A 23,999-nucleotide genomic window follows, 5' to 3' on the forward strand; every position below is an offset into this window, starting at 1 on the left:
CCGCAACACCCCGTCCGCACCCGTCTGATCAGCTGTGACCAGCGGGTTCACCGGACCGGACGGACCCGCCGACGCGGCGGCCTCTGGACGGGCCGCCCGGAGTGGCGTACAACTGCTGCGCGAAAGTGCGTCAAACCCCGTACGAGCGAAGGCAAATGACCATGTTCCCCAGGTGTGCGAACCACACCGGAGGCAAGCCGTGACGCGATACCTCGCGGGGCGGCTCGGCTACTACGCCGCCCTGCTCACCGCAGCGGTGTTCCTGTCGTACGTCCTCACGGCCACCGCCCTCGGCCCCCGCGCCTACTTCGAGGCCAAGCAGCCGCGCCCCGCCGCGGCCGCCGTCGACCGCCAGCTCACCGCGCTCAACCTCAACGACCGCACCCCCGTGGTCGAACGCTTCGGCACCTGGGCGGACGGACTGCTGCACGGCGACCTCGGCCGCACCATCCACGGCACCGACGTCAACGACGAGTTCGGCCGCCGGATCTGGGTCTCGCTGCGGCTGCTGCTGGTCGGCAGCCTGCTCGGCATGCTGCTCGGCGTCGCCGCCGGGGCGTGGAGCGCGGTGCGCCAGTACCGGCTCTCCGACCGGCTGCTCACCGTGCTCTCCTTCGTGCTGCTCTCCACCCCGGTCTTCCTGCTCGCCCTGCTGCTCAAGAACGGCGCGATCGCCGCCAAGGACGCCGCCGGGCACGAGGTGGTCCCGTTCACCGGCTACGAGACGCCCAACCTGGCCGGCGGACTCGGCACCCACCTCGCCGACTGGGCGCTGCACCTGCTGCTGCCCACCCTCTCGCTCGCCCTGGGCGGCCTGGCCACCTACAGCCGCTACCAGCGCGCCACCATGCTCGACGTGCTCGGCGCCGACTACCTGCGCACCGCCGAGGCCAAGGGGCTCACCCGCGGCCGGGCCCTGCTCAAGCACGGCCTGCGCACCGCGATCATCCCGATGACCACCATGTTCGCCTACGCCTTCCTCGGCCTGTTCACCGGCGCCGCCTTCACCGAGACCATCTTCGGCTGGCACGGCATGGGGGAGTGGTTCATCCAGGCCGTCAACGAACAGGACGTCAACTCGGTGGTCGCGGTCAACCTGTTCGCCGCCGTGGTCGTCCTCGCCGCCGGCTTCCTCGCCGACGCCCTGCACGCCGCGCTCGACCCCCGGGTGAGGACCGCATGACCGCCGAACTCGCCGCGACCGCGCAGCAGTCGGCCGACGAGCTGCCCGCACCGCGCGGACGGCTGCGGCTGGCCGCCGCCCGGCTGGCCGGCTCGCGCGGCGCCGTGGCCGGGCTGGCCGTGCTGGTGCTGCTGTTCCTGCTGGCCTTCGCCGGGCCCTACCTGACGCCCTGGGACTACGCCGCGCCCGACTACGCCAGCCTGCGCCAACCCCCGTCCGCCGCCCACTGGTTCGGCACCAACGGGCTCGGCCAGGACGTGTTCGCGCAGACCGTCCGGGGCCTGCAGAAGTCACTGGTGATCGGCCTGCTGGTGGCGGTCCTCTCCACCGGGCTGGCCTCGCTGGTCGGGGCCTGCGCCGGGTACTTCGGCGGCTGGACCGACCGGGTGCTGACCTTCCTGGTCGACCTGCTGCTGATCTTCCCGGCGTTCCTGGTGATCGCCGTCCTCTCGCCCCGGCTGCGCGGCAGCGGCTGGATCGCCTTCGTGCTGCTGCTCGCCGTCTTCAACTGGATGATCACCGCCCGGGTGGTCCGCTCGATGACCCGCTCGCTGCGCGAGCGCGAATTCGTCGCCGCCGCCCGCTACATGGGCGTCGGACCGTTCCGGATCATCTGGCGGCACGTGCTGCCGAACGTCTCCTCCTTCCTGATCATCGACGCCACCGTCACCGTCGGCGGCGCCGTGATGAGCGAGGCCGCACTCTCCTACTTCGGCTTCGGCGTCCGCCCGCCCGACGTCTCGCTCGGCACCCTGCTGGCCGCCGGCGCGAGCGACGCCCCGGTCTTCCCCTGGCTGTTCTACTTCGCCGCCGGACTGCTGGTGCTGTTCGTGCTCGCCGTCAACCTGGTCGGCGACGGCCTGCGCGACGCCCTCGACCCGACGGCCGCCGCCGGACGCCACCGCCCCCGCCGCCGAGGCCCGCTGAACCCCCCGGCCGGGAGCCGGACCACCGCCACCCCACCGCGCCGGAGCACCCCATGACCGTCCCGACCACCCAGGCCGCTCCGGCCGCCCCGCTGCTCGCCGTCCGCGACCTCACCGTCGACTTCGGCGGCCGCCCGGCGGTCCGCGGCGTCGACCTCGAACTGCACCGGGGCGAGACGCTCGGGCTGGTCGGCGAGTCCGGCTCCGGCAAGTCCGTCACCGCGCTCGCCGTGCTCGGCCTGCTGCCCGCCACCGCCCGCACCGGCGGCTCGGTCCGCCTCGACGGCCGCGAACTGCTCGGCCTGCCCGCCCGGCAGCTCGCCGCCGTCCGCGGCCGCCGGATCGCCATGGTCTTCCAGGACCCGCTCTCCGCGTTCACCCCCGTCCACCGGATCGGCGACCAGCTCGCCGAAGCCGTCCGGATCCACCAGGACCTCGGCCGGGCCGCCGCCCGCAAGCGCGCCGCCGACCTGCTCGACCTGGTCGGCATCCCCGACCCGGCCCGCGCCCTGGACGCCTTCCCGCACGAGTTCTCCGGCGGCATGCGGCAACGCGCCATGATCGCCATGGCGGTGGCCAACGACCCCGACGTGCTGCTCGCCGACGAGCCCACCACCGCCCTCGACGTCACCATCCAGGCCCAGGTCCTCGAGGTGCTGCGCACCGCCCGGCGCGAGACCGGCGCCGCCCTCGTCCTGGTCAGCCACGACCTCGGGGTGATCGCCGGCAGCGCCGACCGGGTCGCCGTCATGTACGCCGGACGGATCGTCGAGACCGCCCCCGTCGACGACCTGTTCGCCGCCCCCCGGCACCCCTACACGCTCGGCCTGATCGGCGCCGTCCCCCGCCTCGACGGCCCCGGCCGCGCCCTGGTCCCGATCCCCGGCGCCCCGCCCGCCACCGGCGAACTCCCCACCCCCGGCTGCGCGTTCGCCGCCCGCTGCCCGCTCGTCGAGGACCGCTGCCACCAGGACGAACCCCCGCTGACCGCCCTCGCCGAGCCCTCGGCGGCCCCACCCGCCGCCGCACCGCCCGTACCCGCCGCCGCCGCACCGCCCGGGCCCGCCGCCCACCTCGCCGCCTGCGTGCGCGCCGCCCACCTCGCCGCCGCCCGGCCCGCCCCCGCCGAGGTGTACCCCGTCCCGGACCTGCCCGCCGCCGCCGTGCGCCCGCGCGCCGAACGCCCGGACGTGCTCACCGTCCGCGGCCTCACCCGCAGCTTCCCGCAGCGCCGCGGCGGCCTGCTGCGCCGACGGGCCGGCGAGGTGCACGCCGTCGACGGGGTGGACCTCGACATCCGGCAGGGCGAGACGCTCGGGCTGGTCGGCGAGTCCGGCTCCGGCAAGTCCACCACCCTGTACGAGATCCTGCGGCTGGCGGCCCCGCAGGGCGGCCGGATCGAACTGCTCGGCCAGGACACCGCCGCCCTCGACCGGGCCGCCACCCGGCGGCTGCGCTCCCGGGTGCAGATCGTCTTCCAGGACCCGGCGGCCTCGCTCGACCCCCGGATGCCGATCGGCGACGTGCTCGCCGAACCGCTGCTCGCCCAGCGCACCCCCGCCGCCGAGGCCCGCCGCCGGGTGCCCGAACTGCTGCGCCAGGTCGGCCTCGACCCCGCGTACGCCGACCGCTACCCGCACGAGTTCTCCGGCGGCCAGCGCCAGCGGATCTCCATCGCCCGCGCCCTCGCCGTCCGCCCCGACCTGCTGGCCCTGGACGAGCCGGTCTCCGCCCTCGACGTCTCCGTCCAGGCCGGCGTGCTCAACCTGCTCCAACGCCTGAAGGCCGAACTCGGCCTCGCCTACCTGTTCGTCTCGCACGACCTGTCCGTGGTGCGCCACCTGGCCGACCGGGTCGCCGTCATGTACCTCGGCCGCACCGTCGAGACCGGCACCGCCGACCGGGTCTTCACCCACCCCCGCCACCCCTACACCCGGGCCCTGCTCGCCGCCGTCCCCCGCCCCGACCCCGCCACCGAACGCACCCGCCCCCGCCACCTGCTGGCCGGCGACCCGCCCTCCCCCACCACCCGCCACCCCGGCTGCCCCTTCCGCACCCGCTGCCCCGTCCAGCCCACCCTCACCCCCGCCCAACGCCAACGCTGCGCCACCGAACCCCGCCCCCCACCCCGGCCGCCCCGGACACCGACCACACCGCGGCCTGCCACTACCCGGACTGAACCCGCCCCGGACCCGCGCCGAGCCCCGGACGCCGACCGCGCCCGGGGCCCGACGGAGCGTCACTTCCCGTACACGCCGACCTCGTTGAGCGAGTAGCGGTTGTCGGTGCCGCGGGTCAGCATCACCACCCGGACGTGGCGGGCGTCGGTCGGGGTGAAGGGGCGGTTCTCCAGGCCGCCGCGGTCGGTGGTGGTGGAGTAGACGGTGCGCCAGGCGGTGCCGTCGGTGGAGACGTCGATCCGGTAGGCGGTGGCGTACTGGTCGGACCAGTCGAGGACCACCCGGCCGACCTTGCGGACGGTGCCCAGGTCGACGTCCAGCCAGGCGGTGGCGACGGTCTTGGAGGCCCAGCGGGTGCCGGTGCTGCCGTCGACGGCCTGCTTGGGCGGGTAGGCGACCACGATCGCGTCCTGGTAGTCGGAGGCGGTGGCGGTCGCCCCGCGGGCCAGGTCGGTCAGGTCGTCGGTGCGGCGGGCCGGGAACTCCACGACCTGCTGGTAGGTGGGCCGGTTCTGCCAGGCGATCCGCGGGACGGTGATGCCGCCCATCGCCCGGTGCACGATCGAGTCGGCGCACAGCTGGTCGCCCGCCGCGCAGTACTTGTCGGCCGGGTAGGTGGTGGCGGCCGGGGTGGCCACCGCCCGGGTCAGCGTGGTCAGCAGCACCTGGCGGCAGGCGCTCAGCGTGCCGGCGCCGCAGTACGCCCTCTCCAGCGGGCCGGTCACCGGGCGGCCGAGCACCGTGCGCAGGTCCTTGTCGACGTACGACCACCAGCCGTGCTGGAACGCCGAGCCCTTGTGCGCCTGGCCGGCCGCGATGTCGCTGCCGCCGGAGGTGGCGCCCGACTGCCCGCCGGAGGGCGTCTCGTTGATCGGGGCGACGGCCGTCAGCGCCTGCCAGGCCGCATCGCCCAGGCCGGGCCGGAACTCGCCCTCCACCAGCAGCGGCCACCAGGCGTCCAGCACCCGGATCGCCTCCGCGTCGGTGTACACGCCCGCGCCCTTGCTCGCCTCGCGCCGGTGCGAGCCGCCCGCCGCCCAGGCCCGCAGCCCGGCGACGGCGGCGGCCGCCGCCGGGTCGGTGACCGGCGCCGAGTCCAGCACCGCGAGCAGTTCGGGCAGCACCCGTTCGGCCCGCAGGTCGACGTTGGCGGCGTCCTCCATCGCCTTGACCAGGTCGGTGCGGGTGACGGCGCCGCGCTGCACCAGCGCCTTCACCCGGGTGTCCAGCAGGTCGGCCCGGTGGACGGCGCCGTTGCCCCAGGCCGAGGTGAAGCCGGGGGCCTGCTTGTTGTTCCAACTGACGTAGTAGTCCTGGTCGGTGGAGTGCGCGTGCCGGTCGGCGGGTTCGACCGCGGAGGTGTTGGCGGCCCGGTCCCAGCCCTGCCAGGTGTAGGCCGGCAGGGCCAGGATCGGCAGGTCCGGGTCGGTGCCGGGGGCGCGCAGCGGCTCGGTGCCGGAGTTGTAGTAGGCGGTGTGGTCGGCGTCCGCGTAGAACCAGTTGAAGGTGTAGCCGATGTCCTGCGCGGCGCGCTGGAACGCCGCCGCCGAGGTGATCGCCGCCGGGTCGTTGAACTGCTGGAAGCCGATCACCGAGTCCACCTCGTGCCGGTAGGTGGAGCGCAGCGCGGTGTACGCCACCGGCCGCCCGCCGACCGTCCCGGTGTGGGTGACCAGCCCGTACGCCGAACGCAGCGTCACCAGGTCGTAGGCGCCCGCCGCGGTGGAGTCCGCGGTGCTCGGCTGCCAGGCGTCGTGCTGGACCAGCCGCTCGAACGGGGTGCAGGTGCCGTCCAGCAGGTAGCCGGTCGAGGAGGTGGACGGGGCGCCGCCGCCGGGCTCGCACAGCTCGACCGCGAAGGTGTCGGTGATGTCCTGGTTGGCGGAGGTCGCGCTCCACGAGTAGTCCAGGCCGCGGCCGATCTCCACGTAGAAGCTCAGGCCCGGGAAGGACGCGCCCCGGCTGCGCAGGCCCGGCCCGTCCAGCTCCTGGACCATCAGGATCTGCGGCGCGTAGTAGCCGGTCTGCGGGCCGTACACGGCGACCGGGTGCCCGGAGGCGGTGTGCGCGCCGGACACCAGCAGGGCGTTCGACATGCCCTTCTTCGCGGTGATCAGGTCGGCGGGCAGCACGCCCTCGGCGGCCCCGGACAGGGCGCTCCCGGCCCCGGTGCCCGTGCCGTTGGCGGTGCGGGGGACCTCGGTGACCGACCCCGGGTCCGGCAGCGCGGTGCCCACCGGCGCGGCGGGCGAGGCCGCGTACGGGAAGGCCGTGCCGTCGTGCACGGTGGGCGTCGCCTCCGGGTCGTCCTCGGCCCGCCAGGCCGCGTACGCCCGGTCGCCCGCCTCGGTGCCGTACTGCCGGCGCAGGGCGAGCCGGGCCAGCGCGTTGCCGACCTCGCCGCCCCCGCCGCCGCCGAAGATCGCCCCGATCACCGAGGAGATCGCCACCACGTCGGTGGCCGTGAACGGGGCGATGGTCGAGCCGTGCCCGGTCAGCACGTACTCGCCCGGGTAGGTGTTCGCCGCGACGTCGGCCGCCGCGAAGGCGTTCAGGCCCGCCACGTAGTCCTGCACGTCTTGCCAGGCCTGCGCCCCGCGCGGGCCGGACGCCTTCACCCGGTCGATCTGCTGCTGCAGGTCCGCCTCGGTGTACGGGGCGACCGCCCACAGGCTCTGCTCCAGCTCCCGGTTGCCCGCCGCGCCGCCCGCGAACGAGGACAGCTGCCCGCGGCCGACGTGCCGCAGCACGTCGATCAGCCAGAGCCGGTCCTGCCCGGCCGCGTAGCCCGCGCCGAACTCGGTGTCGGACCGGGTGACGCCCTTGACGTGCGGGGTGCCGGTGGCCCTGTCCCGGGTGATGGTCACCCCGGCGCGCGGCGTGGTGGTGCTCTCCACCTGCCCGGCGGGCACCCCGAAGGAGGCGTCGTCGAAGTACGCCGACAGCTGGTCGGGCGTCAGGCCGCTGTAGTCGTGCAGCAGCGCGTCGTACTCGTCCACCTGGTCGGCGGAGTGCGCGGGCCGGGTCCCCACGCTCTGGTGCAGCAGGATCCCGGCCAGCGTGGCGTGGCCGTTCTCACCCGCCGTCAGGACGTCCTGGCACTGGCCCAGGCACGGGTCCCCGGCGGCGGGGGCGGGCCCGGCGGCGGCCCCGGCGGCCGGCTGGGCGGTGAGCGCGCCGAGCAGCAGCGCGGCGGAGGCGAGGACGGCGAGGGCGGCCGAACGCAGTCGGCGGGGGCGGGGGGCAGCGGGCACCTGGGCCTCTTCCTGACAGGGGGTACCGGAAGTCCGGGCGCACGCTAGTCCGCGAAGTGACCCCCCGGTAGGGGGCGGGCGGGACCCGCCACGGAACTGTCACCCGCCTGTCATGAACGCGAGTTGACGGCCGGTCGGGGGACGCTGGAACGCGCGGGCCGGTGCAGGTCCGCGCGGGCCGTGGCGGGAGGCTCAGGAGACGCCCGGGCCCGGGACGGCCGGGGCGAGGGGGCGTTCGGCGAGTTCGGCGAGTTCGGCGAGCTCGGCGAGGACGTGCAGGGCGGCCTGGGAGGGGGAGCCCTCCTCGGCGGTGTAGGTGACCAGGGTCTGGTCGGAATCGCCGGGCAGGGTCAGGCTCTCGTAGGCGACGGTGAACTCGCCGACCGCGGGATGGCGCAGGTGGTAGCTGCCGTGGGTCTTCTCCCGGATCTCCTGCTGCTCCCACAGCCGCCGGAACTCCGGGCTGGCGTCCGACAGTTCACCGATCAGCGCCGGGTACGCCGGGTCCCCCGGGTGGCGGCCGAGGTCCAGGCGCAGGTAGCCGACGATGTCGCGGGCCTTGGCCTCCCGGTCGACGAAGCGGCTGCGCAGCTCCTCGTGGCAGAAGACCAGCCACGCCTTGTTGAGCCGCTCGGGCGGCAGCGCGGCGAAGTCGATCATCATGGCGGCCATCGGCGCGTTCCAGGCCAGCACGTCGGTGCGGCGGCCGACCACGTACGCCGGGGTGTGCGGCATCGAGTCCATCAGCCGGCGCAGGCCCGGACGCACCTGCTGCACGGGCGTCGGCAGCGGCCCGCCGCCGGCCCGCACCAGCCGGTGCAGGTGGCCGGTCTCGACCGCGTCCAGGCGCAGCGCCCGGGCGACGGCGTCGACGATCGCGTCGGACGCGTTCTCGGCCCGGCCCTGCTCGAAGCGGGTGTAGTAGTCGGCGCTCACCCCGGCGAGCTGGGCCACCTCCTCGCGGCGCAGGCCCGGCACCCGCCGCCGCTCGCCGAAACCCCGGATCCCCGCGTCCTCCGGGCGGATCCGGGCGCGGCGGGAGCGCAGGAAGGCACCGAGGTCGGCTCGTCGGTTCATGGCCACGATCCTATTGAACCGGGCCCGGCGGACCGGTCCCGGGGAACCCGGCCAGGCGACCCGGTTCTGGGGAACCAGGCCAGGCGGACCGGGCCCGGCCCGAAGGGGGTTCCGGCAGACCCAGGACGGGCGGTACCGGGGACGAACGGAGCCCTGGGCGGGGCCGGGCGCGGTCGTGAGGATGAGTGGCGCACCCCCCGGACACCCGAACGCAACGTGAGGAACCCGCAGTCATGAACGCTCTGCCCACCACCCGCCTCGGCGGCACCGACCTCGAGATCAGCCGGATCGGCTTCGGCGCCTGGGCGCTGGGCGGGGCCGGCTGGGGCTTCGCCTGGGGTGCCCAGGACGACGCCGACTCGATCGCCACCATCCACCGGGTCGTCGAGGCCGGGGTCAACTGGATCGACACCGCCCCCGCCTACGGCCTCGGCCACTCCGAGGAGGTCGTCGGCAAGGCCCTCGCCGCCCTCCCGGAAGCCGAACGCCCGTACGTCTTCACCAAGGCCGGCCTGGTCTGGGACGAACCCGACCCGTTCGCCGCCCCGCGCAAGCTGCTCAAGCCCGCCAGCATCCGGGCCGAACTGGAGGACTCGCTGCGCCGCCTGGGCGTCGAGCGGATCGACCTCTACCAGGCGCACTGGCCCGGCGACGGCGCGCTGCTGACCTTCGGCCCCGACGAGGACCCGGCCGCCACCGCCCGGCACGCCACCGCGCTGGAGGAGTACTGGGCGGCGCTGGCCGAGCTGAAGGCCGAGGGCAAGGTGCGGGCGATCGCGCTGTCCAACCACGACGCCGCGCAGCTGGCCGCCGCCGAGGCGGTCGCGCACGTCGACGCGATCCAGCCCCAGTTCAGCCTGCTGCACCGGGAGGCCGCGCCCGAACTCGCCTGGGCGCACGCCCACGGCACCGGGGCGATCGTCTACCAGCCGCTCCACTCCGGGCTGCTGACCGGGACGTTCAGCGCCGAGCGGGTCGCGGCCCTGCCGGACGACGACTGGCGCAAGGGCTTCCCCGAGTTCACCACCGGCCTCGCCGCCAACCTCGCCCTGGTCGAGGCCCTGCGCCCGATCGCCGCGGCGCACGGCACCACGGTCTCCGCGGTCGCCCTCGCCTGGACGCTGGCCTGGCCCGGCGTCACCGGCACGATCGTCGGCGCCCGCCGCCCCGGCCAGGTCGACGACTGGATCGGCGCCGGATCCCTGGAGTTGACCGACGCCGACCGGGACGCGATCGCCGCCGCGATCACCGCGACCGGCGCCGGCGCGGGCCCGGCCCGCCCCTGAGCCCCGGGCCGCCCCTGAGCCCCGGCCCGGCCCCGGCCCGACTCCGGCCCCAACTCCCGCTCCCGCTCCGACTCCTGCTCCCGCTCACGCCTCGGGCGGAGGCTCGCACCCCTGCGCAGCCGCCGCCGCCCGGCGGGCGGGCGGGAGGCCGGTCCGGCCGGCCCGGGCGCGGGGTGACGCCCCGCCGGGGCGCGGGCGGCCGAGGAGGACGCCGACGGCGACCAGCGCCATGCCGCCGAGCCGGGCGGGGCCCAGCGGTTCGCCGTCCAGGGCGGTGCCGAGCAGGACGCCGGTGACGGGGTTGAGCAGGCCGATCAGGCCGACGGTCGCGGCGGGCAGCCTGCGCAGGCCGGTGAACCAGACCAGGAAGGCCAGGGCGGTGGCGACCAGCGAGGTGTAGCCGAAGGCCGCCAGCGCGCCGCCGTCCAGCGCCGGGGGCGCCCCCTCGGCCAGCGTGGCGACCGGCAGCAGGAGCAGGCCGCCGAGCGTCAACTGCCAGGCGGTGGAGGCCAGTACGCCCGGAGTGCCGCCGCCGTCCGCGGGCGCCGCCCAGCGCTTGGCGAGCACGTAGCCGACCGAGGAGGCGAGCAGCGCCCCCAGCGAGGCGAGCAGCCCGGGCAGGCCGTCCGCACCGCTCGCGCCGCCAGTGCCGACGGCGCCACCGCCACTGCCCACCGGGCCGGGGTCGCCCGCCAGCATCAGGACCACCCCGCCGACGCCGACCGCGCCGCCCGCCAGTTGCGCGGGCAGCGGGCGTTCGCCGACCAGCAGCCAGGCGCAGAGCATCAGGGCGAGCGGGGAGAGCGCCATCACCATGGCGGCGGTGCCGGCCGGGAGCCACTGCGAGGCCAGGTAGACCAGAACGAAGAACGCGGCGGTGTTCAGCGCCCCGAGCACCGCCGAGCGCCACCACCAGGCGCCGCGCGGCAGCCGCCGGGCCGCGGCGAGCAGCAGCAGCCCGGCCGGGAGGGCGCGCAGGGCCGCGCCCCAGAGCGGCGCGCCGGCCGGCAGGTAGCGGTGGGTGACGTAGTAGTTGGCGCCCCAGGCCACCGGGGCGAGGGCGGTCGGGAGGCCCCACCGGAGTATCGCTTCCATGGAAGACAATATAGCTTCCACGGAAAACACCACCGCTATGCTGGGGCCATGGAGCAGCCCCTCGACCACGTCGCCCGGATCCAGGCCGCCTGGCAGCGCGAACGCCCCGACCTGGACGTCGCCCCGCAGGGCGTGATCGGCCGCCTGCACCGGGTCGCCACCCTGCTCACCCACGAGCTCTGCGCCGTCTACGCCCGCTACGACCTCGGCGAGGGCGAGTTCGACGTCCTCGCCGCCCTCCGCCGGGCCGGCGCCCCCTACGAACGCGCCCCCGGCGAACTCGCCGCCCACACCATGGTCACCACCGGCGCCGTCACCAAGCGCATCGACCGCCTCGAACGGGCCGGCCTGGTCACCCGCCGCACCGCCACCGAGGACCGCCGCGGCCGGGTCGTCGCCCTCACCGACGCCGGCCGGGACCTGATCGACCGCGCCTTCACCGACCACATCCGCAACGAGCACCGGCTCCTCGCCACCCTCACCCCCGCCGAAGCCGAACGGCTCGAAGCCCTCCTCGCCGACTGGCTCGCCCGCCTCGAACCCGCCGACCCCACCCCCTCCTGAATGAACCGGGCCCGGACCAGGGGCGCCCAAACTCCCGCAAAAGCCGCGCATACTCGCCGTGAAGCCGGGCAGCCGACCCGCAGAACGACGAACTCCCCTCACGAAGGAGGCAGTTGTGAGCGACGGCATGTGGGGCTACGAGAACGCCGAGGGGCACCGGCCGGGCGTCGACCTGACCGGGTTCCGGGTCGAGGCCGCCGATGGCCACATCGGAAAGGTCGACAAGCACTCCTACGAGGCCGAGGACGGCCACATCGTGGTCGACACCGGCCCGTGGATCTTCGGCCGCACCGTCCTGCTCCCCGCGGGCACCATCCGCCGGATCGACGAGGAGGCCCGCACCGTCTGGGTCGGCCGCACCAAGGACGAGATCAAGAACGCCCCCGAGTACCACCACGAGTCCCACGCCGGAGACCCCGAGTACCGCCGCACCGTCGGCGGCTACTACGGCACCGGCCTCTGATTCCCCACCTCTCCCGGGGGCGTCCCGCAACCACAGGGCCGGGACGCCCCCGGGCCGGGTCCTCCTCCGCGGCGGCGGGGGAGGACTTCAGTTCAGCACCTCGGTTCAGGACCTGGCCGGCCCGCAGAAGGCCAGGTCGACCAGGGCGACCGCGGCGGGCGTCAACGCGGCGCCCTTCGCCTGGTCGTACGGGTTCGCCGAGACCGAGACCTGCCGGCGGCCCGCCCGGTCGCCGAACAGGTAGGTGGTGTAGCCGTAGATCCCGCCCGGGTGGCCCCAGACGTTGCCGCAGGACAGTTTCAGCTCCATCAGGCCCAGCCCGTAGTCGGTCGGCGGCTGCACGTCGGCCGGCACCGTGGTGGTCATCTGGGCCAGTTGCGCCGGGGCGAGCAGGCGGCCGCCGAGCAGCGCCGCGTCGAACCGGGCCAGGTCGTCGTTGCTGGAGATCAGCTCGCCGGACGCGCCCGCCACCGAGGTGTTGAACTCCGTGACGTCGGCCGGCCCGTCGGAGAGCTGCAGGTAGCCGTGGCTGTGCGGACCCGGGATGCCGGTGGCGGTGCCCGGCAGCGAGGTGCGGTGCAGGCCGAGCGGCCGGATCACCCGCCGGCGCACCTCGCTGCGCCAGTCGTGGCCGGTGACCTCGTCCACCAGCTCCCCGATCAGCAGGTAGTCGGTGTTCGAGTACTGCCAGCCCTGGCCGGGCGGGAAGTACGGCGGGTGCGAGAGGCCGATGGCGATCAGCTCGGACGCCGACCAGGTGCGCCAGCGGTCCTGGTCGAGCAGGCGGCGCTGGTCGGCCTCGGTGTCGTAGGCGAACCGCGGGTCCTGGGTGTAGTCGTACAGTCCGGCGGTGTGGTTCATGACCTGACGGACCGTGATCGCCGAGCCGTTCGGTACCACGCCCGGCAGGTACCGCTCGATCGGCTCGTCCAGCCCGACCCGGCCCTCGCCGACCAGTTGCAGGACCACCGTGGCCAGGAACGTCTTGGTGATGCTGCCGGCCCGGAACGCGCCGTCCACCGGGGCGGGTTCGCCGGTGGCCAGGTCGCCGACGCCGGAGGTCCCCCGCCACACCACCCGCCCGTCCTGCCGCAGTTCGCCGGTCGCCGCACTGGCGCCGCCTTCGCCGGTCAGCGCGTCCAGCCCCTGCTGGAGCTGCTCCGGCCGCACCTTCGCCCCGGGCCAGGAGGGGCCCGCGAACCCTGTGGCCCCGGCGGCTCCGGTGGCCCCGGCGGCTCCGGCGGTCGGGGCGAGGACGAACACCGACGCGCCCGCGAGCAGCACGGCGGCCAGTCGCCGGGCGCCCGTTCGGTACTGCTTCACACGATTCTCCTTGCTCGGGAGTGACCGGACAGTCGGGGTTCGTCACCGCCCAGCCTCACCGCTCCGGGCGGGCCCCGGCATCGCTCGCCGGAAGGAGGAGGCCGGCACCCGGGTCGTCCCGGGGGAGGAAGCCGCGTCGGCCCCGCCCCGACCGACGGGGGATTGTCCTCCGACCGGCAGCATGACAGCCCGTCAGGTGCGGCGGGCGGCACGGTGGGGCCGGCACTCCCGGCCGGGCGCCAAGGGAGTGCCCCCGGCCTCCCTCGGGGCTGGGGGAGCCGAGCGCCGATCTGACAGGATCGACCGGACAGGGCTTGGCGCGGCGGTCCTGCGGACCTGCGGAACAGGGGAGGGAAACGCGGTGCTGGTCATGCCCGGGCGGCGGACGTCGACGATGGAACTGCTGGCCGCCGAGGCGGCGGGCCGGGGAATGCCCGTCCGGGCGGCGGAGGAGCCCGGCCTGACCGGTCCCGCGTACTGGTACGGCGGGCCGGTCGCGGGGGCACGGCTCGCGGGGCGGCTCGGGTTCGCGCTGCTGGAGCCGACGGACGGCTGGCTCGCCGAGCTGCCGGAGGAGTTCACGGGCCGTCAGGTCCGGGCGGCGACCCTCGCGGACGCGTGGGCGCTGGACCGGCCGACGTTCGTCAAACCGCCCCGGGACAAGTCCTTCCCCGCCGAGGTCCACGGCGACGGCTCCCGGCTGCCCGCCGACCTGGATCCGGCGACCCCGGTGCTGCTGTCCGAGGTGGTGACCTTCGCCGCCGAGTACCGGCTGTTCCTGCTGGACGGCCGGATCGCCGCGGCCAGCAGGTACGCGGTGTTCGGCCGGCTCGACCCCCGCCCGCTCGGCCCGGACCGGGAGGACCGGTCCACCGCCGCGCAACTCGCGGAGTTCGCCGACCGGCTGGCCGCCGCGGCCGGCCCCACCCTGCCGAGCGCCGTGGTCGTGGACGTCGGCCAACTGCTCGACCCGTACCGCCCGGGCCACCGCTGGGCCGTGGTGGAGGCCAACATGGCGTGGTTCTCGCACGCCTACGCGGCCGACCCGGCCCGGGTACTGGACGTGGTCCTGCGGTCGGCGGGCCCGCGCGAACACGTGCGGCCGCGGGACGCGGCGTTCGAACGGCGCTGATCCGACCAGGCCCGGAAGACCGGATCCGGAAGGCCGGGCCCGGAAGAGCAGTTCCGGAAGGCCCGGCCCGGCCCGTTCCCCGCCGTCCGCGCCCACCCCCGAGGGACGTGCGGCCTGCGGGCCGGTGCCGCGCCCAAATGCGGTTGACGTCGGTTCAGCCCCCTGACAGAGTGCTCCCGCAGCGCGATCGAACGCGTTCAAAACAGGGGGGAACCGCATGTCAACCACCATCGGCAGGCGCCTGGCCGCCACGCTCGGCACCGCCGTCGTCCTGATGGCCGTCGGCGTGCCCGCGGCCACGGCCCAGGGCGGGGAGTCGGCCGTGACCGACCCCAGGGCGGTCCCGGCCCCGGGCTCGCTCACCACCGGCGGGTCCACCGACGCCTGCGACGACACCACGGTGCCGGGCTGGATCACCACCACCGAGCCCGCGCTCACCGCCCGCACCACCGCGCCCGGTACCCGCTTCAAGGTGTGGAACGCATCCGGCGCCAAGGTCTTCGACAGCACGGCGCAGCCGGCCGCCGACGGCACCGTCCAGGTCCGGCCCACCGGCCTCGCCGAGGGCGCCGGCTACTCCTGGCAGGCCTGGCCCGACTACGGCCCGGGCGGCGGGAAGCCGACCCCGGTCTGCCACTTCGGGATCGACGCCACCGCCCCCCAGTTCACCGTCGGGTCCACCGACTTCCCGGAGTCCGGCAGCGGGGGGACCCCGCTGAAGTACGCCGGCCAGAGCGGGACCTTCACCGTCAAGGGCACCGACCAGGGCTCGGGCGTGGCCTGCTACCAGTACGTCCTCAACGGCACGCTGAGCGTCGGCTCGCCGTGCCGGGGCGAGGGCACCGCGGTGGCGGGCGCCGACGGCAGCGCGACGTTCCGGCTGAGGCCGACGCAGTGGGGCACCAACGTCCTCACCGTGCAGGCGTTCGACAACGCGGGCAACGCCACCCAGCCGGTCAGCTACACCTTCTACGCGCCCTCGAACCCGAACCCGCCGGCGGTCCCGGGCGACGTCAACGGCGACGGGGTGCCGGACATCCTGCTGCCCGACGCGGCCGGCAACCTCCAGGTCATCAGCGCGGACGCCACCACCACCGTGCCGACCTCGACCGTCGCGGCCGTCCGCGCGCCCGGCGGCGAGGGGTGGACCGGCCTGCAGCTGCTGCACCGCGGCTGGGACCAGTCGCACGCGCCCGTGGACGACCTGATGGCCCACCAGCCGGGCAGTGCCGGCCTCGCCCTCTACCGCAACTTCGACCTGGGCGGCTTCACCCGCGGCTACAGCTGGGTCGAGCGCGACGTGGACCCGTTCGACCCGCCGGTGCTCCCGGAGGGCTTCAACCCCGACTGGTCGAAGGCCGTCCAGCTGGTGCCGCTGGGCGCGCTCGGGGCGGACCAGCGGACCTCGGTCCTCACGGTCGAGGACGACAGCCTCTGGCTCTACACCGGCCCCGGTTTCATGTACAACTACGCGACGTTCGTGCGGATCTCGACCGCCAGCGCCTGGAGCGGGTACGACCTGGTCGCCCCGGGCAAGGCGGCCGACGGCTCGCTCGCCCTCTGGGCCCGCAACCGGGCCACCGGCGAGCTGCGGACGTACCCGATCACCAAGGGCGCCGACGGCACGTACGACTTCGCCGCGCTGGCCGACCCCGCGACGGGCACGGTGATCGGCACCTTCCCGGTCGCGGAGTACCCGACGCTCGGCAGCTCGGGCGACGGCAACGGCGACGGCCGGCCCGACCTGTACGCCGTCACCGCCGACCGGCACCTGCTGACCTTCGACGGTGTCAGCACCCCGAAGGACCTCGGCGCACTGCGCTGATCCCCCGGCCGGGGCCCGTCCGACCGGACCGGGGGGCGGGCCCTAGCCTGGGCGGGTGATCGTATGGCTGAACGGCACCCACGGGGCGGGCAAGACCACGACGAGCGCGCTGGTGCAGCGGCTGCTCCCGGACTCGCGGGTGTTCGACGCGGAGAAGGTCGGCGAGACGCTGATGGACATCTCGCCGGGGCTCCCGGCGACGGACAACTTCCAGCACTGGCCGCCGTGGCGGCCGCTGGTGGTGGAGACCGCCCGGCGGGTGCTGGAGTACACCGGCGGCACGCTGGTGGTGCCGATGACCGTGCTGGTGGAGGAGTACTGGCGGGAGATCGCCGCGGGCCTGGCCGGACACGGCATCCCGGTGCGGCACTTCGTGCTGCACGCCGACCGGGAGACGCTGCGCGGACGCATCGCGGGGGACACCGTCACCGGGCCGGACTCCCCGTTCCGGCTCAGGTACCTGGAGCCGTACGCGGAGGCGGCCCGGGGCTGGCTGCACGAGGCGGCGGAGGTCGTCGACACCACGCACCTGACGCCCCACCAGGCCGCCCGGCGGATCGCGGAGTCCGTCCTCGGTTGAGCCCGCCCTTGGTTGAGCCCGTCGTCGACCGGGTCCGTACCGCGCCCGCCGGCTTCCGCGCCGCCCGGGTCAGCCGGCCGCCGTGAACACCACCCGCTGCCCGGGGCCGAGGAACGCCGCCAGCCGGTCGGCCTCCGCCGCCACCTGCCCGGTGGCGCCGTCCGGCAGTGGGCGGAACGGGGTGACCAGCAGCTCCGTGCCCTTCACCGCCCAGGTGCCCGCGACGAAGCCGTCCAGCAGGAAGGTCGGCAGCACCCGGGCCGCGCCCGGCATCACCCGTGGCCGGTCCGGCTCGGCGAGCACCCGGGTGCGGTCCGCGTGCCCGAGCAGCAGGTTGTCGTACGCGGGCAGGAAGCGCACCGGGACGGGCCGGTCCGGGTCGGCGGGCGCCGCGTCCGGCAGGTCGAACAGCTCGGTGCCGCGCTCGTCGCGGTGCACCCGCAGCCCGGGCCGCAGCTCCTCGAACACCGCCCGCATCCGGGTCAGCCCGGACCAGGCCTGGAAGTCCTTCACCCCGGCCGGGCCGAACGCCGCCAGGTAGCGGAGCACCGCCGCGCCCGCCGAGAGCTCGCCGGGGCGCGGCTCGGCGAGGGTCAGCGAGGTGTTCGTCCGGGGGCTCCAGCCGCCCCAGGCGGAGCTGTCCGGCCCGTGCACCACCGGCACCCGCAGCTGCACCGCGCCCGCCAGCAGCTTCCCGTCCCGCCCGGGGTAGCGGGCGCCCAGTTCGGTGGCGAGCTCCTGCCGGGAGAGCCGCCGCCCGGCCAGCAGCTCCCGGCCGACCGCCGCCAGCGCGTCCAGGTCGAGGCCGTCGGTGGCCGGGGTGAAGTAGCCGGCCCGCGAGGTGCGTTCCAGCACCGGCTGCAGCAGCGGCCGCCAGCGCCGGTAGTCCGCCCCGCCGGACAGGTGCTGGGTGCTGCGCAGCGACGCCGCCCGCACCATCCGCCCGTCCGCGAGCAGCTCGGCCAGCCGCTCGCGCCGGAACCCCTCGATCCGGGCCCACAGCCCCAGGTAGGGCCAGTTCGGTTCCTGCGCCTGCAGCGCGACCAGCCGCTCCACCACGCCGGGCACGCCGAGCCCGGTCCGTTCGGTGAGGAACTGCCGCTCCAGCAGCGTCCGGTTCAGGGTGCGGACGGACAGCACGTCGTTCATGCGGTGCGGGTTCTCCCGTCGGTGGGCGGTGGGGCCTGCCGCCACGCTAGGGGCCGCAGCGGCCACTTTCCGTCCGCAATGGCCGCCGTCCACCGGCGGAGGGCCCGGCCGGGTGTGTCGTGCGGGTGGGGCGGTTGCGGCCGGTCAGGATGGGGTTTTCCGACGGGACGACGGGATACCGGGGAGAGCAGCCATGGACGTGTCCGCGGGCCTGTGGGCCGGCACCATCGCGGTGCTGGTCGCGCTGATCGTGGCCGACTTCTTCATCGGGGGGCGCAAGCCGCACGAGGTCTCGATCAAGGAGGCCGGGGTCTGGACCGCCGTGTGGGTGGTGCTGGCGGGCCTGTTCGGCGGCTTCGTCTGGTGGTACGCCGGATCGAAGTCCGGGGTGGAGTTCTTCGCCGGGTACGTCACCGAGAAGTCGCTCAGCGTGGACAACCTGTTCGTGTTCATCCTGATCATGGGCAAGTTCGCGGTGCCGCGGATCTACCAGCAGTGGGTGCTGATGTTCGGCGTGATCATCGCCCTGGTGCTGCGGGCGGTCTTCATCGCGGGCGGCGCCGCGCTGGTCGCCGAGTTCTCCTGGGTGTTCTACGTCTTCGGCGCGTTCCTGGTCTGGACGGCCGTCAAACTGCTGCGGGAGGCCGGGCAGGACAAGACCGAGGAGGAGTTCGAGGAGGGCCGGCTGCTGCGGATGGTCAAGAAGCGGGTGCCGTCCACGAACGAGTACCACGGCACCAAGCTGTTCGTCCGGATCGACGGCAGGCGGCTGATGACGCCGATGACGACCGTCATGCTGGCGATCGGCACCACCGACATGCTGTTCGCGCTGGACTCGATCCCGGCGATCTTCGGGCTCACCCAGGACGCGTACATCGTCTTCACCGCCAACGCCTTCGCGCTGATGGGCCTGCGCCAGCTGTACTTCCTGATCGGCGGCCTGCTGACCAGGCTGGTCTACCTGTCCTACGGGCTGTCGGTCATCCTCGGCTTCATCGGCGTCAAGCTGATCCTGCACGCGCTGCACGAGAGCGGCGTGCACGTGCCGGAGATCGGCATCGCGTTCTCGCTGGGCTTCATCGTGGTGGTGCTGGCCGTCACCACCGTCGCCAGCCTGCTGGCCTCCCGGAAGCAGGACCGGGCGGCCGACGCCTGATGCGGGGTCAGGCGCCGCCCGGAAGGCTCAGCCGCGCGGGCTGAGCTCGGCCATCGCGTTCCAGCCGGTGCCCGGGACCTCGACGTTGACGATCTCCGGGGTCCGGGAGATGAAGTCCGGCATCCAGGCCATCGCGGTCTTGAAGTGCTCCGACTCGACGTGCCGGGCGCCCGCCTCGCCGTCCCGGAACGCCTCCAGCAGCACGTACTGGTGCGGGTCGTCGACGCTGCGGGACCACTCGAAGAAGACGTTGCCCTCCTCGGCGCGGGTCGAGGAGGTGAACTCCTCGACCCGCTCGATCCAGCTCCCGCTGTGCTCGGGCCGGACGGTGAACTTCACGGCGATGAAGATCACGGCTGCTGCTCCTCTGCGGTGGGTGCGCACACGCACGCGTGTGCCTTCACCTGCAACGATCGCAGATCCCCCGCCCCCGGTGCGTCACCGGTGCCGCAGGTACGCCGCCGCGGTCGCGCGCAGCCGCTCGTGCAGGCCGTCGTACGCCCGGACCCGGCCGAGGACGGACTTCGGCAGCTTGGCGGCCATCGTGTAGTTGGTGTCGCAGACGTTCGCCGCCGGGGCCAACCCGGCCTGGCTGACCAGCTGGTAGGCGTCCAGCTGGTCCAGGCCGAGCAGGTCGGCCGTCCAGCCGACCAGGTCGTGCTGGCTGATCCGGAACGCGTCCTCCAGCGGGCGGGCCGAGCCGGTGCTGATCAGGTGGTCGTCGCTCTCCAGCCGGGGCCAGGCCGGGCCGCCGCCCTTGACCAGGTCGACGATGACGGTGGTGCGCATCGCCGCCTCCACGGCCGTCCCGCACACCTCGCCCTCGCCCTGCCGGGCGTGCCCGTCGCCGATCGCCAGCAGGGCGCCGTCCACGTTCACGCCGAAGTACGCGGTGGTGCCGGCCCGCATCTCGGGCGTGTCCAGGTTGCCGCCGTGCGCGCCCGGCGTGATCGAGGCCAGCACCTCGCCGGCCGCCGGGGCCACGCCGACCGTGCCGTGCATCGGGTCCAGCGGCAGCGCCACCGCGAAGTCGGAGTTCCGGGCCCGGAAGTGGCACAGGCCCGCGGCCACGTCCAGGTCGTACACCCAGACCCGCTCCTCCAGCGCCGGGTGCAGCATCGCGGTCTGATGGGTGGCGGTCAGCGCCCCGAAGTGCGGGAAGGTGCTGGAGAAACCGCGGTCCCGGGCCGGGGTGATCTCCACGAAGTGCACCGCCAGCACGTCCCCCGGCTCGGCGCCCGCCACCGCGATCGGCCCGGTCACCGGGTTGAGGTACGGGAACGCGCACACCCGGCTGGGCAGGTCGTCCACGCCGCGCACCTTGCCGCCGAAGCAGTCCTCGGTGGTCAGCTCCACGATGCTGCCGGGCTGAACCGTCGTCAGCGGGGCGCGCCCGCCGAAGGTGTAGGCCCAGTTCTCCGGGCCGGGGGAGAGGCGGACGGTCTCGGGCAGGGTCACTGCTGCTCCTCGGGGACGGCGGGGCCCGCGGCGGTGGCGGGGTTCTCGACGGCGGGGTTCTCGACGGTGGGGTTCTCGACGACGGACAGTCTGGGGGTGCGGCCGGTGACGACCAGCCCGGTCAGCACCACCGCGCCGACCAGCAGCCAGACGAAGCCCAGCCGCTGCGCCGCGATGTTCGCGTTGACGACCACGTACGCCAGGACGGCGAAGCCGATCACCGGGGCGATCAGGTGCCGCCAGTAGTCCCTGCTGCGGTTGCGCACCAGGTAGTGCACCACCACGGCGACGTGCAGCACCAGGAAGGTGGTCAGCGCGCCGAAGTTGACCAGGGTGCTGAGCAGCGTGATGCCGTCGTCCCGGGAGGTCATGTAGAGGCCGAGCACCAGCGAGACGCCGGCGGTCAGCAGGGTCGCGTTGACCGGCACCCGGCGGGTCGGGTGGACCTTGGCCAGGAAGGACGGCAGCTGGCGGTCGCGGGCCATGGCGAACAGCAGCCGGCTGGTCGCGGCCTGCGCCACCAGCGAGTTGGCGAAGCCCCAGGCCACCGCCGTCGCGGCGGCGGTCAGGGTGGCCAGCCAGCCGCCGGCCGCGGTGCGCGCGGCGTCGTAGAACGCGGTGCCGCCCGGGTCGCCGTCGCGGATCAGCGCGTCCGGGTCGGTCACCAGCAGCGAGGCCACCCAGGTCTGCACGATGAACAGGGTGCCCGCCAGCAGCAGCGCCGCCACCATCGACCGGCCGATGGCCTTCGTCGAGTCCCGGTTCTCCTCCGAGAGGGTGGAGATGCCGTCGAAGCCGAGGAAGCTGAGCACCGCGATCGACACCGCGCCGAACGCCAGGCTCCAGGAGAAGGTGTGCCCGTCGTACAGCGGCGTGAAGTCGAAGCCCCGGCCCTTGCCGTTCGCCAGCGCGACCACGCCGACCACCACGAACAGCGCCAGCACCACCAGTTCGCCGACCAGCACCGCCTTGTTGACCCGGGCGGTGGTCTCGATGCCCAGGTAGTTGACGGCGGTGTTCAGCAGCACGAACCCGACCACCCACAGCCACACCGGCACCGAGGACACCAGCGAGTTCATCGCCACCCCGGCGATCAGGTACAGCAGGCCCGGCACCAGCACGTAGTCCAGCAGGATCATCCACCCGGACAGGAAGCCCACCGGCGCGCCGATCCCGCGCCCCGCGTAGGTGTACACCGAGCCCGCCATCGGGAACGCCCGGGACATCTGCGCGTACGACAGCGCGGTGAACATCATCGCCACCATGCCCAGCGCGTACGCCAGCGCGACCATGCCGCCGGAACCCTGGAAGACGCCGCCGAAGATGCCGAACGGCGCGATCGGCACCATGAACACCAACCCGTAGACCAGCAGGTCGGTGAAGGTCAGGGAGCGGCGCAACTCCTGTTGGTAGCCGTAGCTCTCGATGCCCTGCGGCGCGGGTGTGTCGGCCATGGGTGACCCCTCTCCGTGACGGCCCAGCGGGTGTGGGGGAGACTGTAGGGCCAAGTATTTCCAGATGGAAGGGTTTTCTCGACGTGCGGGATCCGCTGCGCACGGTCACGGACGGCCCGGGGCAGGACGGTGCGGTGCAGGACGGTGCGGTGCGCGGGGCGGTTCGGGGAGGGGTGGCTCAGGGAGGGGGCTCAGGGCAGGACGGCGAAGCCCGGCCCCTCGGCCCGGGCCAGGTGCACCGTCCGCCGCCCGGCCCGCAGCAGCGGGGCCGCCGCCCGGGCCAGCCCGGACGGCTCCAGCGCGCGGCGGGCGGCCAGTCCCGCCAGCAGGTGCAGGCCGTCGTACAGGCCCACCGCGTACGCGTCCAGCACCGGCGCCCACGGGCCGCACAGCGCCCGGTGGCGCTCGGCCAGCGACTGGCGCGGCTCCTCGGCCAGGGTGGCGAACGAGGGCATCGCCGCGTACAGCGTCCCGGTGCCGTCGCCGCCCAGCGCCAGCAGGCCGTTCTCCTCCAGCGCGCCGGACAGCCGCACCAGTCGGCGGTCCAGGCCGCTGCGCCGCAGCGCCCGGTGGAACACCACCTGGTCGCGCCCGATCAGGCTGAGCAGCAGCGCGTCCGCCCGGGCGGCGCGCAGCCCGTCCAGCAGCGGCTCGACCGCCCGCTCCACCGCCCCGAACGCCACCCGGCGCTCCAGCACCACCCGGGCTCCCGCCCCGGCCGCCAGCCGGGCGGCGGCCCGGTGCACGGTGCGCGGCCAGATGTAGTCGTTGCCGATCAGCGCCCACCGGCGCAGACCGTGACGATCCGTCAATTCCTGCATGGCCGAACCGAGTTGGGCCGTCGGGGCGATGCCGGTGCAGAGCACCCCGGGCCGCCGCGAGCCGCCCTCGTGCGGCGGCGTGAACACGTACGCGATCCGCTCGGCGGCCACCGCCTCCACCGCCCGGTGCACGTCGCTGGTGTGGCAGCCCGCCAGCGCGTCCAGCGCGCCCGCCGCCAGCAGCCCGCGCACCTCGGCGGCCACCGGCTGCGGTGCCCCGCCCCCGTCCACCAGCACCAGTTCCAGCGGCCGGCCCCGCACCCCGCCGCGCGCGTTCACCTCGTGCGCGGCCAGCAGCGCGCCGTCCAGCGCGGACGGGCCGGTCAGCCCGAGCGTCCCGGACTGCGGCACGACGAGGCCCACCCGGAACGCGCCGCCCTCCCGTCCGAGGTGCAGCGCGTCGAGCGGATCGACCAGCCTGACGTCCAGCATCACCCGTCCTCACGCGTTCCCCGCCGGTGCGAGTATGGTCGTGCCGCCGGACCCCGGGAAACCCCTCCGGGTCACGGCAGGGGATCGGAACGGGAGGCCGGATGTCCGCGGACAGCGCCACGCGGGAGGACGCCGTCGGCCGGCAGGCCGCCGCGGGCGGGGAGGCCGCCCCGGCGCCGCTGCTGGTCGAACTCGTCGCGCTCGCCCACCGCCGCCTCACCACCGGACTGGCCGCCGCCCTCGCCGAGGAGGACTGCACCGTCGACCAGTGGCGGGTGCTGCGCGCCCTCGCCGACGGACAGGGCCACCCGATGGGCGAACTCGCGCAGTCCCTGCTGATTCCGCAGGCCAGCCTCAGCCGCCTGGTCGACTCCCTCGCCGACACCGGCCAGGTCTACCGCCGCCACGACGAGCACGACCGCCGCCGGATCACCGCCCACCTCTCCCGCGCGGGCCGCACCCGCCTGGCCCGCCTCGACGCCCTCGCCGCCGCCCACGACAGCGCCGTCCGCGCCGCCTGCGACCTCCCCGTCGCGACGGCTGGCCCGCTGGCCCGCCTCGCCGCGCTCTGAACCCCCTCCCGCCGGGCCGACCCCGGCTCAACACCGGTGCGGTACGCCCGATTCGGGCCCTGACGTCCC

Annotated in this window: 20 protein-coding genes; 11 read left to right on the plus strand and 9 right to left on the minus strand. The window is 74.8% G+C overall.

Annotated elements, in window-relative coordinates; genetic code table 11:
• Positions 1-199 precede the first annotated feature (199 nt).
• From EDD39_RS22305 to EDD39_RS22315, 3 genes are read left to right on the plus strand one after another with little or no spacing between them, the layout of a single operon-like run.
• Positions 200-1,183 carry an ABC transporter permease gene (locus EDD39_RS22305; RefSeq protein WP_123558633.1) on the plus strand — a complete coding sequence of 328 codons (984 nt, stop codon included), beginning with the start codon at positions 200-202 and terminating at the stop codon, positions 1,181-1,183.
• Positions 1,180-2,166, plus strand: a complete 987-nt coding sequence (locus EDD39_RS22310; RefSeq protein WP_244256914.1) for an ABC transporter permease — start codon at positions 1,180-1,182, stop codon at positions 2,164-2,166. Before EDD39_RS22305 ends, EDD39_RS22310 begins: the two co-directional genes overlap by 4 nt.
• Entirely contained in the window at positions 2,163-4,385 is a 2,223-nt protein-coding gene (locus EDD39_RS22315) for an ABC transporter ATP-binding protein (RefSeq protein ID WP_208765562.1), read from the plus strand. Before EDD39_RS22310 ends, EDD39_RS22315 begins: the two co-directional genes overlap by 4 nt.
• Here the strand turns inward: EDD39_RS22315 and EDD39_RS22320 are convergent.
• Complete coding sequence (locus tag EDD39_RS22320; protein ID WP_123558634.1) at positions 4,349-7,543, minus strand: penicillin acylase family protein; 3,195 nt, start codon at positions 7,541-7,543, stop codon at positions 4,349-4,351. The two genes, EDD39_RS22315 and EDD39_RS22320, sit on opposite strands and share 37 nt — an antisense overlap.
• A 192-nt stretch (positions 7,544-7,735) precedes the next feature.
• Positions 7,736-8,620, minus strand: coding sequence for a helix-turn-helix transcriptional regulator (locus tag EDD39_RS22325; RefSeq protein WP_123558636.1), 885 nt, complete (start codon positions 8,618-8,620; stop codon positions 7,736-7,738).
• A gap of 233 nt (positions 8,621-8,853) precedes the next feature.
• Here EDD39_RS22325 and EDD39_RS22330 point away from each other — a divergent pair, with 233 nt between their 5' ends.
• A complete protein-coding gene (locus EDD39_RS22330; RefSeq protein WP_123558638.1) occupies positions 8,854-9,906 on the plus strand; it encodes an aldo/keto reductase in 1,053 nt (350 codons plus the stop codon).
• 84 nt (positions 9,907-9,990) lie between these two features.
• Here EDD39_RS22330 and EDD39_RS22335 read toward each other — a convergent pair whose 3' ends face one another.
• Entirely contained in the window at positions 9,991-11,001 is a 1,011-nt protein-coding gene (locus EDD39_RS22335; RefSeq protein WP_123558640.1) for a DMT family transporter, read from the minus strand.
• A gap of 48 nt (positions 11,002-11,049) precedes the next feature.
• Here EDD39_RS22335 and EDD39_RS22340 point away from each other — a divergent pair, with 48 nt between their 5' ends.
• Together EDD39_RS22340 and EDD39_RS22345 are read left to right on the plus strand one after the other, a co-directional pair.
• Positions 11,050-11,565, plus strand: a complete 516-nt coding sequence (locus EDD39_RS22340; protein ID WP_123558642.1) for a MarR family winged helix-turn-helix transcriptional regulator — start codon at positions 11,050-11,052, stop codon at positions 11,563-11,565.
• 115 nt (positions 11,566-11,680) lie between these two features.
• A complete protein-coding gene (locus EDD39_RS22345) occupies positions 11,681-12,028 on the plus strand; it encodes a hypothetical protein (protein WP_030462007.1) in 348 nt (115 codons plus the stop codon).
• A gap of 105 nt (positions 12,029-12,133) precedes the next feature.
• On the opposite strand, the gene EDD39_RS22350 is transcribed toward EDD39_RS22345, so the two are convergent.
• Positions 12,134-13,351: a serine hydrolase domain-containing protein gene (locus EDD39_RS22350; protein WP_123558644.1), complete on the minus strand. Its 1,218-nt coding sequence runs from the start codon at positions 13,349-13,351 to the stop codon at positions 12,134-12,136.
• Positions 13,352-13,745: 394 nt separating this feature from the next.
• On the opposite strand from EDD39_RS22350, the gene EDD39_RS22355 reads away from it, so the two are divergent.
• The 3 genes from EDD39_RS22355 (at position 13,746) to EDD39_RS22365 (ending at position 16,888) form a co-directional block, all read left to right on the plus strand.
• Positions 13,746-14,483 carry an ATP-grasp domain-containing protein gene (locus EDD39_RS22355; RefSeq protein WP_123560749.1) on the plus strand — a complete coding sequence of 246 codons (738 nt, stop codon included), beginning with the start codon at positions 13,746-13,748 and terminating at the stop codon, positions 14,481-14,483.
• A 217-nt stretch (positions 14,484-14,700) separates the two neighbouring features.
• Positions 14,701-16,308, plus strand: a complete 1,608-nt coding sequence (locus tag EDD39_RS22360) for a hypothetical protein (protein ID WP_123558646.1) — start codon at positions 14,701-14,703, stop codon at positions 16,306-16,308.
• 55 nt (positions 16,309-16,363) lie between these two features.
• Positions 16,364-16,888 carry an AAA family ATPase gene (locus EDD39_RS22365; protein WP_123558648.1) on the plus strand — a complete coding sequence of 175 codons (525 nt, stop codon included), beginning with the start codon at positions 16,364-16,366 and terminating at the stop codon, positions 16,886-16,888.
• Positions 16,889-16,957: 69 nt separating this feature from the next.
• Here the strand turns inward: EDD39_RS22365 and EDD39_RS22370 are convergent, their stop codons facing one another.
• Positions 16,958-18,037: a winged helix DNA-binding domain-containing protein gene (locus EDD39_RS22370; RefSeq protein WP_123558650.1), complete on the minus strand. Its 1,080-nt coding sequence runs from the start codon at positions 18,035-18,037 to the stop codon at positions 16,958-16,960.
• A gap of 193 nt (positions 18,038-18,230) precedes the next feature.
• On the opposite strand from EDD39_RS22370, the gene EDD39_RS22375 reads away from it, so the two are divergent.
• The gene (locus EDD39_RS22375) at positions 18,231-19,193 is read left to right on the plus strand and encodes a TerC family protein (protein ID WP_123558652.1); all 963 of its coding nucleotides are present in this window, start codon (positions 18,231-18,233) and stop codon (positions 19,191-19,193) included.
• Between the two features lie 27 nt (positions 19,194-19,220).
• Here the strand turns inward: EDD39_RS22375 and EDD39_RS22380 are convergent, their stop codons facing one another.
• The 4 genes from EDD39_RS22380 to EDD39_RS22395 form a co-directional block, all read right to left on the minus strand.
• Complete coding sequence (locus EDD39_RS22380) at positions 19,221-19,547, minus strand: putative quinol monooxygenase (protein ID WP_123558654.1); 327 nt, start codon at positions 19,545-19,547, stop codon at positions 19,221-19,223.
• A gap of 84 nt (positions 19,548-19,631) precedes the next feature.
• Positions 19,632-20,651 carry an acetamidase/formamidase family protein gene (locus EDD39_RS22385; RefSeq protein ID WP_123558656.1) on the minus strand — a complete coding sequence of 340 codons (1,020 nt, stop codon included), beginning with the start codon at positions 20,649-20,651 and terminating at the stop codon, positions 19,632-19,634.
• Positions 20,648-22,105, minus strand: a complete 1,458-nt coding sequence (locus tag EDD39_RS22390; RefSeq protein ID WP_123558658.1) for an APC family permease — start codon at positions 22,103-22,105, stop codon at positions 20,648-20,650. The genes EDD39_RS22385 and EDD39_RS22390 overlap by 4 nt, the downstream gene beginning before the upstream one ends.
• Before the next feature lie 191 nt (positions 22,106-22,296).
• The gene (locus tag EDD39_RS22395) at positions 22,297-23,358 is read right to left on the minus strand and encodes an ABC transporter substrate-binding protein (protein WP_244256917.1); all 1,062 of its coding nucleotides are present in this window, start codon (positions 23,356-23,358) and stop codon (positions 22,297-22,299) included.
• A 101-nt stretch (positions 23,359-23,459) separates the two neighbouring features.
• Between EDD39_RS22395 and EDD39_RS42165 the strand changes: the two genes are divergently transcribed.
• Positions 23,460-23,930, plus strand: coding sequence for a MarR family transcriptional regulator (locus EDD39_RS42165; protein WP_123558662.1), 471 nt, complete (start codon positions 23,460-23,462; stop codon positions 23,928-23,930).
• Positions 23,931-23,999: the final 69 nt, after the last annotated feature.

The organism is Kitasatospora cineracea (assembly GCF_003751605.1).
Lineage (GTDB): Bacteria > Actinomycetota > Actinomycetes > Streptomycetales > Streptomycetaceae > Kitasatospora > Kitasatospora cineracea.